The organism is Bacillus kwashiorkori, assembly GCF_001375515.1.
GTDB classification, from domain to species: Bacteria; Bacillota; Bacilli; order Bacillales; family Caldibacillaceae; genus Bacillus_BK; species Bacillus_BK kwashiorkori.
Map to the genome: position 1 here is coordinate 119,187 of NZ_CTDX01000016.1, position 15,592 is coordinate 134,778.

Sequence of the window (15,592 nt, forward strand, 5' to 3'; positions counted from 1 at the left end):
GAACGGGTAGCAAAATAGTAGGTATTAAGAAAATAAAAAATCAGTGGCTGAAGTTTTGACCACTGATTTTTTGTCCATATTGGGCTTTTTAATTGAACCTATTAGGGGAATGTCCGATAAAGAAATACGAAATGTACTACTCTATAAAGAGCTTCCATCTCCTACACACACTTGTCTTTTCCTTTAAGTATAGATTAAATATACTTCACTAATGTGCCGACAAATTGCTCTAATTTTAGTTGATCTAGTTCATTAAAGCGATTTTTAATCGGGCTATCAATATCAAGTACGCCGATTACTTCGCCATTTTTGATTAGCGGGATAACAATTTCCGATTGACTTTGAGCATCACAGGCGATATGACCTGGAAACTCGTGTACATCTGGTACAACGAGGGTGCGTTTTTCATTTGCTGCAGTTCCACAAACTCCTTTTCCAAGGGGAATTCTTACACAAGCAGGCAATCCTTGGAACGGGCCTAATACTAGTTCACCATCTTCCATTAAATAAAAACCAACCCAATTAATATTTTCAAGAAATTGATTAAGCAATGCAGAGGCATTACTTAAATTTGCAATGCAATTTCGTTCATCTATAATTAATGCTTCCAATTGCTTTATAACTAAATCATAATTTTTTTCCTTTGAATCCACATATTTTTGCACCTTGAACATGACTAGCCCTCCTTTTTTCCTACCATTTTATCAGACTTTCAATCAAACTGTCGAATATTTTTCCTATCCATGATAATATTTATTTAGAAAAAAATAAGAATGAGTTCTAAAGAGAAATTTTTAATGATAAATACAGATATTTTTCGTCAAAAATCGTCAATATCATGGTATGATATATACATTAGAAACTAGTAAAATTAATTTGTGAAAGATAACATATATATAGATGATTTTTGTTAAGAAACAGGGGGCAGTTGTATGGTAGAGTTCATCATCGGTTTCGTATTATTATTAGTTGTTTTGCTGATTATCGGTTTTTTCGTAAAAAGGAAGTATTATGCTGAAGTAGATCGATTTGAATCTTGGAAAATAGAGATAATGAATCGCCCTGTTCTTGATGAAGTCGTAAAAATAAAACAACTAAAGATGGTAGGACAGGCAGAAGAGTTCTTTGAAGATTGGCGAAAAACATGGGATAGAATCGTTACGGAACAATTACCAAATGTGGAAGAATGGTTGTATGATGCAGAAGATTATGTTACAAAATATAGAATAAAAAAAGCGAAATCTATTTTTACTAGAATTGAAAATACATTAAAAGATGCAGAAATGAAAATTGAAGAAATGGTTGACCAACTTAATGAATTATTAAGTAGTGAAGAAAAAAATCGCGAAGAAATTGGTCAAATTCAAGAATTATATAAAAGTCTTCGCAAAAGTTTATTAGCCCACCGCCACGCTTTTGGAAAAGCTAGTGAGCCATTAGAACAAAGTTTAGCACAAATCGGAGAGAAGTTTACTGAATTTGAGCTGGCGACAGAAAGTGGTAACTATTTAGACGCTAGGGAAATTCTAACTGCAACAAATGAAAATTTACATGAAATAAATGATAGGATGGAAACAATTCCATTTCTTCTAAATGAGTGTAAACATGAATTGCCTAACCAAATAAAAGTCCTCAAAGATGGTTTGAAGGAAATGAAAGAACAAGGATACTCTTTAGAGCATATCAATGTTGAAAAAGAATTGTCCAAAATTGAAAAACAATTGAATGCATATGTTGATTTTATTGAAAAAGCAGAAATTGCCGAAGTAGTCGCTGGTATCGAGGAGTTACGGGAACAAATTGATTCGATGTTTGAGTTATTAGAAATTGAAGTAGAGTCAAGACAATATGTGCAGGATAATCAGAAAAAGGTGAGTCGCTCATTAAATACGATAGAGAGCATGTATGATCAGTTAAAAGAAGAAGTTGCTAATGTACAATTAAGCTACCAACTTACTTCTGAAGATGAAGAATTATTGAATAAAATTGCCGATTGGATTGAACATTTACGAAAAACGGTTGCCCTCTTGTCTGTTAACGGCAATCAATCAGCCTATTCAGCAATAAAAGATAAGTTAGTGGCAATGTCAGAAGAAATTGCTGAAGTAGAGGAGATGCAAATCGAATTCGCTAATATGTTAAAAGCATTACGAAAAGATGAAATTAATGCACGAGCAAAAATGCAAGAATTAAAACGAAAAATTCAAGAAACAAATCGACTGGTGACTAAAAGTAATATTCCTGGGCTACCTTCGTCATTAGAAATTCTGTTTGTGGAAGCAGCAGAGTCATTGGAAGAATGTATGAAATATTTAGAGCAAAAACCATTATTAATGTTAGCTGTTCAGAAATCACTAGCTCAAGCGGAAGAACGTGTTGAATCTCTATCTAGTCAAGTAGAAGAAATGATTGAAAATGTATATTTAATTGAAAAAATTATACAATATGGTAATCGTTACCGTAGCCGTAACCATCTAGTCAATGAAAAATTAACTGTTGCGGAAAATGCATTTCGCAGATTTGATTATAATCTAGCTTTAGAAGAAGCGGCATCCGCAGTAGAGTCTGTTGAGCCAGGAGCTTTGAAAAAAATAGAAAATATATTAAATAATAATTAATAAAAACAAGGGCGAGATTTTCAAAGCCCTTTTTTGTTTGAAATAGCATATTTCCTAATTGGCTATTGAAACTAACGGTAATCCAAATTTTCCATTTAGAAAGGGGATCCTTTTTTGATATATTTAGATAACAGTGCAACGACAAAACCAAAAAGAGAAGTGTTAGATACGTATGTAAAAGTTTCGGAATCTTTTTATGGCAATCCCTCTTCTTTACATCATATTGGAATTCAAGCAGAAAAATTACTAAATCAAGCACGTCAACAAATTGCTTCACTATTAGGTGTTAATAATAACGAAATGATTTTTACTTCTGGTGGTACAGAAGGAAATAATATGGCAATAAAAAGTATTGCCTTAACATATAAAAATCGTGGCAAACATATTATTACTTCTAGTGTTGAACATCCATCTGTCATCGAAGCATGTGAGCAGTTAAAATTATTAGGCTATGAAGTAACTTATTTGCCTGTCAATCATGAGGGAAGAATAAATTTGGAAGACTTAAAACTAGCTATCCGGCCCGACACTATACTAGTATCTGTTATGCATGTGAATAATGAAGTTGGTACGATACAACCTATTAAACAAATTGGTGAAATATTGTCTCAATATCCTAAAATATTCTTTCACGTCGATTATGTACAAGGGGTTGGTAAAGTTCCATTACCACTTCACGATTGTCACGTTGATTTAGCGACCATTTCTGCTCATAAGTTTCATGGTTTGAAAGGTGTCGGTGCTCTATATATCCGTTCTAGTATTAGGTTGCAACCTCTTTTATCTGGGGGTGGACAAGAAGGGAAATTACGCAGTGGAACAGAAAATGTCGCGGGAATCGTGGCGATGGCTAAAGCGTTACGACTGACAATGGAACGAGCAGACACTAGCCAACCGAAGATGGCTGCGTTAAAAAATCAAATGAGAGAGGCACTTTCATCCATTAATGGAGTCCATATCCACACACCAATTGACCACTCTGCACCACATATATTAAACTTTTCTGTAGAAAACTTTAAAGCAGAAGTACTTGTACATGCGATTGAAGAGGAGGAAGTGTTTGTTTCTTCCACGAGTGCTTGTTCATCCAAATTGGCAGAACCGAGTAAAGTATTGCTCGCTATGGGTGTTTCTGAAAGATTAGCACTATCTTCTATCCGTATTAGTCTTTCAGACGACACTACAGAAGAAGATATTCGAATAGCGATAAATGTGATAAAAAAGAGTATCAATAAATTGCAAAAAATAATGAGGAGATAGCAAAATGATGTACGATCAAATTTTAATCCGATACGGTGAATTATCTTTAAAAGGGCGTAATCGCAATCTTTTTGTAGACAAATTAAGACGTAATGTTCAATATGTGTTAAAGGATTTTAAAAATATAAAAATTCATGCCAATCGAGATCGAATGTACATTAGTTTAAATGGTGAAAACTGGCATTCTATTTCGGAAAAGCTGTCAAAGGTATTCGGAATTCAATCATTTAGTCCTGTATTAAAAGTCGATCGAGATATAGAAAATGTAAAAAAACAAGCAGTTCATCTTTTCAATGAACTAAATGCCACTGGGAAGAAATTTAAAGTTTCGGCAAAAAGAGCGGACAAAACATATGAATATGATACGAACGATTTAAATCAAATGATCGGTGGGCATTTATTAAAAAATATAAATGACTTAACTGTTGATGTTCATCATCCTGATGTAGATTTAAAAGTTGAAGTTCGAAAAAATGCGATTTATTTAACTTGTGAAATTATTAAAGGTGCGGGCGGACTGCCTGTTGGCTCTAGTGGAAAAGCTATGCTCATGTTATCGGGTGGGATTGATAGTCCAGTAGCAGGTTATTTAGCTATGAAACGAGGTTTATTAGTAGAAGGTGTTCATTTCTTTAGTCCGCCCTATACTAGTGAGCGTTCGAAGGAAAAGGTACTCGATCTAGGAAAAAGATTAGCTGAAGTGAGCGGTATGTTCAAGCTTTATATTGTCCCATTCACAGAAATTCAGCAGCATATTATTCAACATATTCCTGAAAACTATACGATGACCGTTATGCGGAGAGTAATGTTACAAATAACGGATGCAATACGTAATCGAGAAGAAGGATTAGCTATCATTACTGGGGAAAGCCTAGGACAAGTCGCCAGCCAAACTTTGGATAGTATGCATGTGATTAATGAAGTGACAAATACCCCGGTTATCCGGCCGCTAGTGACAATGGATAAAGATGATATTATCCGTATTGCTCGGGAAATAAATACGTTAGATATATCGAACCGACCTTTCGAAGATTGTTGTACAATTTTTACGCCATCACAACCGAAGACAAAACCTAAAAAAGATAAAGTTCATCAATATGAAATTCGGATGAATATTGAACCTTTCATTGAACAAGCTATGGAAGGTGTCGAAATCGTTGAAATTCATGCAGGACAAGATATGAACCAAGAAATAGAATCATTATTTTAGTGTAATCGCGTTACCATTACGAAAAAAATTACTAACATTTACCTGTAAATTATAAGTATGAAGCCATCTGTTTTTACATACTCTAATTGACACAAGGAGGTGAAAAACAAATGGCTTCCAATAACAACAGTAACCAATTGTTAGTTCCAGGAGCAGACCAAGCTCTTCAACAAATGAAATATGAAATTGCTCAAGAATTTGGTGTTAATTTAGGTGCTGAAACTACATCACGTGCTAACGGTTCTGTAGGTGGAGAAATTACGAAACGTTTAGTATCGATGGCACAACAACAATTAAGCGGTCGTTAATATAACAAATATGCATGGCTTAAGGGCGGGGTTTCCCGCCCTATTTTATTTTGTCCATTGGCTGAGTAATTTTTTCCAATAGACTGTTCACCGCCAATTTCTCGTACATTTTGCCCACCGCTTTCATTGTATGATAATATGAAAAAAATATACATATTTTTTTGGAGTGATTACATTGGGAACATTATGGTTCAATGGTCATATTTATACGATGGAAGCAGAAGGGGAAAAAGTAGAGTCCATCTTCACAAAAGATGGTACAATTATTGCTGTCGGGAAGAAACAGGAAATATTAAAGAAGTATCATGATGAAATCGGCAGAAGAATTGATTTGCAAGGGAAGACATTAATTCCAGGATTAGTAGACAGTCATTTACATTTAATTGGCTTTGGTGAAACATTTCTCAAATTAGATTTAACAAAATATAAATCGAAAGAAGAAGTGTTACAGGCAGTTCAAATGTTTGCAGAAAAATCCTATGACAATGAATGGATCATTGGTGAAGGTTGGAATGAAAATCAATGGATACATAACGAAAGAATAACGAAAGAAGATATCGATCATATCATCCCACATCGACCTGTCATTTTAAAACGTATTTGTCGCCATACTGCAGTTGTAAATTCGAAAGCTCTACAGCTAGCCAATATAACGAAGGATACCGTACAGCCAACAGGTGGGTATATTGATAAACAGACAGATGGAGAGCCAACAGGAATATTAAGTGATAATGCTCTAAATTTAGTTTCTCAAGTTATGCCAAAAGTGAATAAAACATATTTAAAACAAGCGCTCCGAAAAGCAGTCGAACAATGTCATCAGTTAGGTATTACAGGTGTCCACACCGAAGATTTAAATTATTATGGTAGTTATCATGAAACGCTTGCTGCATTCTATGAAGTGTTGGAAGAAGAAGGATATTTACTTAGGACACATTTATTGCTTCATAACGGAATCATTGACGAATGGTATAATGAAGGAAATGCATATTTAGGCGGGACAAACTTAATTGAATATGGTGCAATGAAAATATTTGCTGATGGTTCTCTCGGCGGGAGAACGGCATTATTAAGCTTTCCTTATGTCGATGATCCAAGTACGACGGGAGTAGCTATTCATACGAAAGAAGAATTAACAAATTTAGTAAAAAAAGCCAGGGAAATGAATGTACCAATTGCTGTACATGCGATTGGTGACTTAGCATTACAGTGGGTCATTGATGCAATTGAAACATATCCAGCTCATAAAAATACTCCCGATAGAATTATTCATGCTCCGTTAGTACAAAAAGGCGATTTCGAACGTCTGTGTAAATTACCGGTTGTTTTAGATATCCAGCCCGGTTTTTTAGCTTCAGATTTTCCATGGGTATTTGACCGAGTGGGAGTTGGAAAAATTGACTACCTGTATGCATGGAAATCGTTCTTACAAGCGGGAATAGCGTGTGCTGGTGGTTCCGATGCTCCAATTGAACCAATCAACCCACTTCTAGGTATTTATACAGCAGTAACACGAACAAGAGAAAATGACAAAGATAAAAATGTGTATAGTCCAGAAGAAAAGTTAACGCTTTTTGAAGCGGTATGTTTGTATACAAAAGGAAGTGCCTATGCTTGTGGTCATGAACATGATAGGGGGATGATTAGTCCCGGTTTTATTGCGGATTTTACCATTTTTGATGAGGATATTTTTCAAAATTCAGCAGAAAAGCTATTGTCGACGAAAGTTGCGATGACGGTAATCAACGATCAAATTGTTTATCAAAATGAAAATATCCTAAGCTTTGCTTCGTTTGAAAATTAATTAAAAAGAAGACCTAATACTACATGCTGCAAGCAGTTTTCCTTAGTATTAGGTCCTTAAATTTAACTTTTCATGTTATCTCATAAAAATGTTCGCTGCACGCGATTCCAAAATGAATTATCTTTCAGCTTTACGGTTTTAATTACTTTTCCGCTTAATTGTATTTCCGCTTTTTTCATATGACTAATTCCTAATGCTTCGTTATCCATGCTAACCATCGGATAGTCATTACCGTCTTGAACAATTTCTAAGCGCAGCTTTCTATCGCCGCTTAATATAAAAGAAGAATCTAATGTCCGGTACTTATTATTATTTAAAGAAGCAAGCTCACTTACTTGGAAACAAGGGAGAAGGGGGTCTACAACTGCACCGTGCACCGATTTATTATACCCTGTACTACCAGTTGGGGTAGAGATTACCATCCCATCTCCACGGAATGTTTCAAAATGAAAATCATCGATATAAACATCCATTACAAACGCCTTCACAATAGATGAACGAATCGTACATTCGTTTAAACAATAAAAGGATGGTTTTTCGTCATCAATTGTGACCTCAATTGTTGGAAACTTCCTCACTTCGATCACTTTGTTATTCGTTGCTTCAATCATTTTATCTATATCGTCTATGTAAAAATCACAATAAAAACCAAGTTGCTTGTCTATAGACACTCCAACGTATAAACAGTCATCGCGGAATCCGGTTTTTCTAACGGTTTCTAAAAAAGTACCATCGCTACCAACACTAACAATAATATTTGCGTTATTTGGTTGGTCGACTACGATAAATTCATGTTGTCGCGCTAAGTTTTGCAAATGCTCAACCTTATTTCTTATTTCTATCTTATTACTCGAATAAAAATATATGTTACGCCTATTTTCCATTATAGTTAATTCCCTCCAAATTTTTTTTAATAAAACAAGTTATTTGTTATAATTTAAAAGTATATTTATTATTAGTTTATCATTAATTGTTAAACAAACCAATTTAGAGGAGGATTATATGAACGGAAAACGTTGGGCAGCATTAGGTATTGCTGCAGCAGTTTTAATTGTTTCAACCATTTTTTCAGCTTTTACTAGTTTTTTCTTTAGTGATAGGGAAGAATCTTTGAGCAATTTACTTCTTAGTGATTCACCGTTTATGGAAGAAGTATTGGAAGATGGAGATGCTTCTAAAAAAATTGTTGTTTTAGATGTGGAAGGAGTTATACAAGATACTGGGGCTACCGATTCATTTTTTGCTAGCACAGGCTATAACCATCAATTATTTATGAAAAAATTAAATGCTATTAAAGATGATTCATCAGTTAGAGGTATCGTATTAAGAGTCAATTCACCTGGTGGCGGAGTAGTAGAAAGTGCAGAAATTCATGATAAGCTAGTGGAAATATTGAAAGAAAAGAAAAAACCAATATATGTATCCATGGGCTCTATGGCTGCATCGGGTGGTTATTACATATCTGCGCCAGCTACGAAAATTTTTGCTAGTAAAGAAACATTAACTGGTTCGCTAGGGGTAATTATGGATAGTATGAATATTACCGAACTAGCTGAGAAGCTTGGTTTAGAGCATATAGTAATTAAAAGTGGGCCACATAAAGACATTATGAGCCAAACGAGGAAAATGACTGAAGAAGAAGAAGCTATTATGCAAGCAATGATAAATAATTCCTACGAAGGATTTGTAGAAGTTATTGCCGATGGACGAGGAATGTCTAAAGAAGAAGTAAGAAAAGTTGCTGATGGAAGAATTTATGATGGATATCAGGCGAAAGAATTAAACTTAATCGATGAATTTGGTTATTTAGAAGATACAATTGCAGCTCTGAAAAAAGACCAGAAGCTACAAGGAGCTCAAGTAGTCCGTTATACAGATAGTGCTCTCGGTCTGGGGTCCTTATTTGGATTAACAGCTAAAAAAATCGTCGGAGAAAATCCTGAAACCACTTTTTTAATTAACTTATTAAATAACCGCAACTCTCCAAGACTAATGTACTTATATTCTGAATAAGGGAGGGTGGAAAATGAATAAAGATTTCGAGCAAAATAATTTAAATCATACTGAAATAGAGGAATTAAAAACTAAGTTTAACAATCATGATAATGATACAACGAGGAAAATCGAAAAAGATATAGAAGAAAAAGTATTAGAGCAACGAGTAGTAACTGGCCAGTTGCAAACAGAAGAACCGAGTGGTAAAGATCCAGTGGACAATCTAGTTTATGCTGGCTTTTGGATGCGTTTTTGGGCCTATTTAGTCGACATTATTTTAATTGCTGCAATAACAGGAATGATAATTACACCACTTTTCCGATATTTTGATTGGCCAATGAACGAAATTAGCCTTTTTTCACCTTACACATTGGCAACTGCAGCAGTTTTTTATTTATATTTTATTTTAATGACGAAATTTTTCCAACAAACGTTAGGAAAAATGATTTTCGGTTTAAAAGTTATTCCATTAAAAGAAAAATCGTTAACTTGGGGGACGGTCATTTTTCGTGAATGGATTGGCAGATATATTTCTGTTACGGTAAAGATTTTATACTTTTTAGTTATTTTCTTACCTAAAAAACAGGGTCTACATGATATATTTGCAGATACAGCCGTAATTCATGAGAATGTTGTAAAAAAACAACCTGCAACTATATAAGGTCAATGATAATATTGGGATTGCCCAAAATATGAAGTCTAATGGACTTACTTGAAATTTTGTAGTGAGCAACTACATTATTTTCGGTAGTTTAAAGATTTCATTTGTGGGGCAATCCCTTTTTCCTTTTCAAGCATGATTATTGAGAGTTTGGTTTGATAACTGGAAAATCCACAAAGTTCCGCCTTCTTCATGTTTATTTTTTTCGGTAACAGTCGATACTGTTCATTTGAAAGGTTGTGGAAAATTTGGTCTGGTTAATAATTATAGTTGCTCTTATTTTACTATTACTAGTTGTCATTTTTTCAAAAGTGAAACTTAAAGTTACATATTCTCATGCTAATAGTAAAGACCTTCTACAAATAGTAGTAATTTTATTATTTGGCATTATTAAATTTAAAATAAATTTGTTAGATGGAAAAAATAAAGATGATCAACCGGAACAACAAAATAACAATGACCAAATGGCAAAACAACAAGATGTAGAGGATAGTGGGTTAAAGTCACTCCATGATATAAAACTTGTCGTTAATCGAGTAATTGGTTTGAATAAAATAGTCCAAACTTTTCTCAAGAAAGTGCAGATTATAAAATTCGATTGGAAAACTGTTATTGGGACAGGAGATGCTAGCCAAACAGGGATGATTACGGGAGTAGCTTGGGGAATAAAGGGAGTTGTCGTAGGCCTTTTAAGTAAATTCTTTTCTTTGAAAGTATATCCAAATATCCATATAGCCCCAAGTTTTCAACAAAAAATTGCAAAAACAGAGCTTTTTTGTATGATTCAAGTTCGTATCGGGCATGCTATTTTAGCAGGTATTAAAATTCTTAAATATTGGCGCGGAAGCAAACCAAAGTTTAAGTCAAAACCATTGACTAAATTGAATATGCAAAAAGATGAGCATACAGCGCAATGAGGAGGTTATTAAGATGTCAGAACATCCACTTCAAGGTTTAATGACAACTGCAATGGAAAATTTAAAAGAGATGATCGACGTTAATACGATTATTGGTGATCCTGTTGAAACGCCAGATGGTAGTGTTATTTTAACGGTATCCAAAGTTGGATTCGGTTTTGCAGCAGGTGGGAGCGAATTTATGTTAGATAACGAAGAGAAAGAGAAACACCCGTTTGGCGGAGGTAGCGGTGGTGGTGTTTCTATTACGCCAATTGCCTTTTTAGTTGTCAATAGTTCTGGAGTAAAAATGTTGCATTTAGATGAAAACACCCATTTATTTGAAAAAATTCTTGACATAGCACCACAAGCAGTGGAAAAAATTCAGCAAATGATGTCTAAAAAGGGAAATAACCAAAGTGACCAAAGCAGTCAATCGTCACAAAACAGTTCTAACTCAACTGATAGCTTTAGTATTTAATTTCACATAACTTCAATATTTTAGGATGTTCCTTTGCAGAGTGACATAATAATCCGATATAGTAACGGGTTGTTCATACTCTTCTGGAACATCCTTTTGATTTGTTATTAAATGATGGAATATGTTTAGATTTTTGATTATAGTTAGTGACTGATGTATTATAAATATATCCAAACTGGAAATTGTCTTAATTAGGAGGTTAAGAAATGGTTCAAGTTACATTTAAAGGAAATCCTGTAACACTTGTTGGTGATCAAGTAAAAGTAGGTGATCAGGCACCAAACTTTACCGTTTTAACGAATGACTTAAAAGAAGTAACCTTAAACGATTTTACAGGAAAGGTAAAGTTAATTAGTGTTGTTCCATCGATAGACACTGGGATTTGTGACGCTCAAACACGTAAATTTAATGAAGAAGCTGCAAAATTGGACAATATTCAAGTACTGACAATCAGTGTTGATTTACCTTTCGCACAAGCACGTTGGTGTGCTGCTGCTGGTATTGATAATTTACAAACTTTGTCTGACCATCGAGACTTGTCATTCGGTGATGCATATGGGGTTCATATGAAAGAGCTACGCTTGTTAGCTCGCTCCGTTTTTGTTATTGACTCTTCTAATACTATTACATACGTACAATATGTTCCGGAAGTTGGTGAACATCCGGATTACGATGCAGCCATCGCCGCAGCTAGAGCGGCAAAATAAATAGTTACATTAACTTTTTGGGTTTCTGTCCAAAATTATTCTTTATAGTGATACTTAAGTCCTATAAACGATATTTGGAGGGTTACCCTTTTTTTCTGTCCAATTTTAGAAACACCTTAATTCATTTCAATAGGAAATAAATTTATGCTACAATAGGTAAATGCCCAATATGGTATATAGTAGAGAAGTACGAGGAGGATGAAAATGAATCAAACCCCAGTAGAAGCAATATTCTCGGTATTAAATGATTCAGCCAATATATTAAAAAATGAACTAGACTGTTCTTTTTTAGAAGCTTTAGCAGAGACGGGGGAAAATATTTTTCATGATACCGTGTTGCAAGAGGAAATAAGTGAAGTAGCAAAAAAACGATTGGATAAAACCTATCAAACATTACCAAAAATGGCAACAAATGAAGACTTCCGTAAAGCGTTTCAACTTGCTTGCTTGAAAGGAATGAAAGAAAATGTCCAACCGAATCACCAAATGACACCCGATTCTATTGGAATTTTCTTATCATTCTTAATTAAAAAGCTCCATCACCACTACTCCCATTTATCGATTTTAGACCCTGCAGTCGGAACAGGTAATTTATTATTAACGATTATTAATCAGCTGGAAGGATTACACATTGAAGCGACTGGGATCGAAGTAGATGATATTTTACTTCAACTTGCTTATGTTAATGCGAATATGCAACAGCATGCTGTCCAATTTTTTAACCAAGATAGTCTAGAACCGCTATTTGTGGACCCAGTTGATATAGTTATTTGTGATTTACCAATTGGATATTATCCAAATGATCAACGTGCGAAAGATTATTTTTTAAGTTCGGAAGAAGGTCATTCCTACGCCCACCATTTATTCATTGAGCAAAGTACGCGCCATACGAAAGAAGGCGGATATTTATTTTTTGTCATTCCTAATAATTTGTTTGAAAGTTCGGAGGCAAAAAAATTACATGTTTATTTGAAAGACCACTTACATATTCAAGCTGTTATACAATTACCTGAATCCATGTTTAAATCAAAGCAGTCGGCAAAAAGCCTTTTTGTATTACAAAAACAAGGAAAGAATGTAAAGGCACCTAAAGAAGTTTTATTAATTAATATGCCGCAACTAACAAATAAGCAGGCAGTTCATAATATCATGCTGAAAATTGATCAGTGGATTAGAGAAAATAAGTAAAACAGATCTATTAACGGTCTGTTTTATTTTTATATAAAAATATATTTATAATAAAAACATTCCAAAAAACGGAATATATCCTCTTGTGGAAATCATCACAAAAAAATTACTTTTTATCGAAAACGTTACCACTTATAGTAAAGCATTGAAAAAATGTACAACGAGTGATTAAATGGAAATGATATGCTTGAGATATACTTCACAATATAATTATTTATACAAATGACAGTTTAGGTCATAATAAAAAAAGCAATACGATACAGATGAGGAGCGAGATATATGTCGAAAATTTTAGCAGTTAATGCTGGAAGTTCATCTTTGAAATTCCAATTATTTGAGATGCCTGAAGAACATGTAATTACGAAAGGTCTTGTAGAAAGAATAGGCTTAAATGATAGTATCTTTAGTATAAAAGTGAATGGCGAGAAAAAAGAATTCACTCAAAATATTCCTAATCATGAAGTAGCAGTAAAATTACTTTTAGATGAATTATTATCCAATGGTATTATTCAATCTTTTGATGAAATAAATGGTGTTGGTCACCGAGTATTACATGGTGGTGAAACTTACACAGATTCGGTATTAATTACTGATAAAGTGATGGATAAACTCTATGAATTAGTTGATTTAGGACCACTACATATGCCAGCTAATATTACAGGAATTAAGGAGTTCACAAAAATATTACCGAATGTTCCACATATAGCTGTGTTTGATACCGCCTTTCACCAATCAATGCCACCTAGTTCTTATTTATACAGCTTGCCTTATGAATATTATGAAAAGTATGGTATTCGTAAATATGGCTTCCACGGGACATCCCATAAGTATGTAACACAAAGAGCAGCGGAATTATTGGAACGTCCAATTAAACAACTGCGGTTAATTTCCTGCCATTTAGGGAATGGTGCTAGTATTGCAGCAGTTGAAGGCGGAAAATCAGTGGATACTTCAATGGGATTCACACCATTAGCTGGGGTTACAATGGGAACACGTTCTGGTAACATTGACCCCGCTTTAATCCCGTATATTATGGAAAAAACAGGGGAATCAGCCGAAGAAGTAATTGATACATTAAATAAGAAAAGTGGTCTCCTTGCAATCTCTGGTTTTTCTAGTGACTTACGCGATATTCAAAACGAGGCAGAAGCAGGTAATGAGCGTGCGGAACTGGCGTTAGAAGTATTTGCTAACCGAATTCATAAATACATCGGTTCGTATGCTTCAAGAATGAATGGTGTCGATGCAATTATTTTTACTGCAGGAATTGGCGAAAATAGTGCCATAGTGCGTGAAAAAGTGCTTCACGGTTTAGAATTTATGGGTGTATATTGGGATAAAGATGCTAATAATGAGGCAATTGGTGTAGAAAAATTCATTAACTATCCATTTTCACCTGTAAAAGTAATCGTTATTCCAACAAATGAAGAAGTAGTAATTGCTCGTGACGTAGTTAGACTAGCTAATATGTAATTATAAGGATAATATAATTCAGCAACCTAATCATTTTATTTGATGACTAGGTTGCTTTTTTCATAATGTAAAAAAAATATTAAATATGCTATACTAATTGGTAATTACTATTGCTACATATGTTGAGGTGTGATGATGGAACTGACAAAATATGAACGAGAAATTTGGGAACAAATAAAAAATTGGGAACAAGAACAATTGAATTATGTAGCCTATGATTTTGAGTATAAGGTTGATCAATGGATAGAGGCAACTGTATCTAAATTACCTGAAAATATACAAAATCAATTTTTCAAGCAATTAGATCAGTGGATATTTTTTATTCAAACTGCCATCCAACAAACGGAGAGTTTAGACAAGAGAATCGAGCGTTTATTAACAGAAGCGAAAACAACTCATACCGAGATTGAAACAATTAACGATTTAAAAATATTGCCAATTGAATATTTAAATTTATTTGCAGACAGGCAATCATCCATCCATCAACTTTATTCCTTATTTCAAGGTGCATCACTAGGAACTAAAAGCAATATTTTATTACTGGCAGACTTACCAGCTATGGCTGTAATTAACTTACGAGCTATTCAACTTATTAGTATTTCATATGGATATGATGTAAAAAAACCGTTCGAAATGATGATGGCTCTTAAAATATTTCATTGTGCTACTTTACCGAAAAGATTTCGTAATAAGGCATGGTTTGATTTACTAGATGAAGTAAAGAAGGACGAAGTGAAATATTTTTATGATGGGAACGAGCAACTTACAGATACCACTTGGTTAACTGCTCCGATTATGCAGGTGTTAAAACTTTTACTAATCACTTTATTTCGAAATAAAAAAGAAGATCGTTTTTCTTTCGTTAGTATGTTTTTCGGTGCAGGATTGAATTACCATTTCACAAAAAACATAACAGAATTTGCGAAAAGGTTTTATCAGTATCGCTATATTAGTGAAAAAATTACATAATCGTTACTGAATGGAAAAAGGG

Annotated in this window: 15 protein-coding genes; 13 read left to right on the top strand and 2 right to left on the bottom strand. The window is 34.0% G+C overall.

Features of this window, described 5'->3' with window-relative positions; all coding sequences use genetic code 11:
• Window positions 1–194 precede the first annotated feature (194 nt).
• A complete protein-coding gene (locus tag BN1242_RS09800) occupies window positions 195–674 on the bottom strand; it encodes a GAF domain-containing protein (RefSeq protein WP_062355061.1) in 480 nt (159 codons plus the stop codon).
• A 258-nt stretch (window positions 675–932) separates the two neighbouring features.
• On the opposite strand from BN1242_RS09800, the gene ezrA reads away from it, so the two are divergent.
• The 5 genes from ezrA to BN1242_RS09825 all read left to right on the top strand — a co-directional run bounded on the left by ezrA (window position 933) and on the right by BN1242_RS09825 (window position 7,200).
• Window positions 933–2,618, top strand: a complete 1,686-nt coding sequence (ezrA, locus tag BN1242_RS09805; protein ID WP_062355064.1) for a septation ring formation regulator EzrA — start codon at window positions 933–935, stop codon at window positions 2,616–2,618.
• 114 nt (window positions 2,619–2,732) lie between these two features.
• A complete protein-coding gene (locus tag BN1242_RS09810) occupies window positions 2,733–3,878 on the top strand; it encodes a cysteine desulfurase family protein (RefSeq protein ID WP_062355067.1) in 1,146 nt (381 codons plus the stop codon).
• A gap of 4 nt (window positions 3,879–3,882) precedes the next feature.
• Window positions 3,883–5,088: a tRNA uracil 4-sulfurtransferase ThiI gene (thiI, locus tag BN1242_RS09815; protein WP_062355070.1), complete on the top strand. Its 1,206-nt coding sequence runs from the start codon at window positions 3,883–3,885 to the stop codon at window positions 5,086–5,088.
• Between the two features lie 110 nt (window positions 5,089–5,198).
• Window positions 5,199–5,396, top strand: a complete 198-nt coding sequence (locus BN1242_RS09820) for an alpha/beta-type small acid-soluble spore protein (RefSeq protein WP_062355073.1) — start codon at window positions 5,199–5,201, stop codon at window positions 5,394–5,396.
• A gap of 175 nt (window positions 5,397–5,571) precedes the next feature.
• Window positions 5,572–7,200: an amidohydrolase gene (locus BN1242_RS09825; RefSeq protein ID WP_062355076.1), complete on the top strand. Its 1,629-nt coding sequence runs from the start codon at window positions 5,572–5,574 to the stop codon at window positions 7,198–7,200.
• Window positions 7,201–7,280: 80 nt separating this feature from the next.
• Here BN1242_RS09825 and BN1242_RS09830 read toward each other — a convergent pair whose 3' ends face one another.
• Window positions 7,281–8,084, bottom strand: a complete 804-nt coding sequence (locus BN1242_RS09830; RefSeq protein ID WP_062355079.1) for an NAD kinase — start codon at window positions 8,082–8,084, stop codon at window positions 7,281–7,283.
• 118 nt (window positions 8,085–8,202) lie between these two features.
• On the opposite strand from BN1242_RS09830, the gene sppA reads away from it, so the two are divergent.
• From sppA to BN1242_RS09870, 8 genes are all read left to right on the top strand, one after another.
• On the top strand, window positions 8,203–9,213 hold the full coding sequence (gene sppA, locus BN1242_RS09835; RefSeq protein WP_062355083.1) for a signal peptide peptidase SppA: 1,011 nt from the start codon (window positions 8,203–8,205) through the stop codon (window positions 9,211–9,213).
• A gap of 13 nt (window positions 9,214–9,226) precedes the next feature.
• Window positions 9,227–9,856: an RDD family protein gene (locus BN1242_RS09840; protein ID WP_077216182.1), complete on the top strand. Its 630-nt coding sequence runs from the start codon at window positions 9,227–9,229 to the stop codon at window positions 9,854–9,856.
• Window positions 9,857–10,104: 248 nt separating this feature from the next.
• Window positions 10,105–10,773: a DUF2953 domain-containing protein gene (locus tag BN1242_RS09845; protein WP_062355086.1), complete on the top strand. Its 669-nt coding sequence runs from the start codon at window positions 10,105–10,107 to the stop codon at window positions 10,771–10,773.
• 13 nt (window positions 10,774–10,786) lie between these two features.
• A complete protein-coding gene (gene ytfJ, locus BN1242_RS09850) occupies window positions 10,787–11,233 on the top strand; it encodes a GerW family sporulation protein (RefSeq protein WP_062355091.1) in 447 nt (148 codons plus the stop codon).
• 206 nt (window positions 11,234–11,439) lie between these two features.
• Window positions 11,440–11,940 carry a thiol peroxidase gene (gene tpx, locus BN1242_RS09855; RefSeq protein ID WP_062355094.1) on the top strand — a complete coding sequence of 167 codons (501 nt, stop codon included), beginning with the start codon at window positions 11,440–11,442 and terminating at the stop codon, window positions 11,938–11,940.
• A gap of 204 nt (window positions 11,941–12,144) precedes the next feature.
• Window positions 12,145–13,128, top strand: coding sequence for a class I SAM-dependent methyltransferase (locus BN1242_RS09860; RefSeq protein ID WP_062355098.1), 984 nt, complete (start codon window positions 12,145–12,147; stop codon window positions 13,126–13,128).
• A 279-nt stretch (window positions 13,129–13,407) separates the two neighbouring features.
• The gene (locus BN1242_RS09865) at window positions 13,408–14,601 is read left to right on the top strand and encodes an acetate kinase (protein WP_062355101.1); all 1,194 of its coding nucleotides are present in this window, start codon (window positions 13,408–13,410) and stop codon (window positions 14,599–14,601) included.
• Between the two features lie 135 nt (window positions 14,602–14,736).
• Window positions 14,737–15,570 carry an EcsC family protein gene (locus tag BN1242_RS09870; protein WP_062355105.1) on the top strand — a complete coding sequence of 278 codons (834 nt, stop codon included), beginning with the start codon at window positions 14,737–14,739 and terminating at the stop codon, window positions 15,568–15,570.
• Window positions 15,571–15,592: the final 22 nt, after the last annotated feature.

Coding starts and splice junctions, on each gene's coding strand:
- BN1242_RS09800 (WP_062355061.1), bottom strand. CDS start 674: ATGTTCAAGGTGCAAAAATATGTGGATTCAAAGGAAAAAAATTATGAT.
- ezrA (WP_062355064.1), top strand. CDS start 933: ATGGTAGAGTTCATCATCGGTTTCGTATTATTATTAGTTGTTTTGCTG.
- BN1242_RS09840 (WP_077216182.1), top strand. CDS start 9,227: ATGAATAAAGATTTCGAGCAAAATAATTTAAATCATACTGAAATAGAG.
- BN1242_RS09865 (WP_062355101.1), top strand. CDS start 13,408: ATGTCGAAAATTTTAGCAGTTAATGCTGGAAGTTCATCTTTGAAATTC.
- sppA (WP_062355083.1), top strand. CDS start 8,203: ATGAACGGAAAACGTTGGGCAGCATTAGGTATTGCTGCAGCAGTTTTA.
- tpx (WP_062355094.1), top strand. CDS start 11,440: ATGGTTCAAGTTACATTTAAAGGAAATCCTGTAACACTTGTTGGTGAT.
- BN1242_RS09870 (WP_062355105.1), top strand. CDS start 14,737: ATGGAACTGACAAAATATGAACGAGAAATTTGGGAACAAATAAAAAAT.
- thiI (WP_062355070.1), top strand. CDS start 3,883: ATGATGTACGATCAAATTTTAATCCGATACGGTGAATTATCTTTAAAA.
- BN1242_RS09860 (WP_062355098.1), top strand. CDS start 12,145: ATGAATCAAACCCCAGTAGAAGCAATATTCTCGGTATTAAATGATTCA.
- ytfJ (WP_062355091.1), top strand. CDS start 10,787: ATGTCAGAACATCCACTTCAAGGTTTAATGACAACTGCAATGGAAAAT.
- BN1242_RS09830 (WP_062355079.1), bottom strand. CDS start 8,084: ATGGAAAATAGGCGTAACATATATTTTTATTCGAGTAATAAGATAGAA.
- BN1242_RS09820 (WP_062355073.1), top strand. CDS start 5,199: ATGGCTTCCAATAACAACAGTAACCAATTGTTAGTTCCAGGAGCAGAC.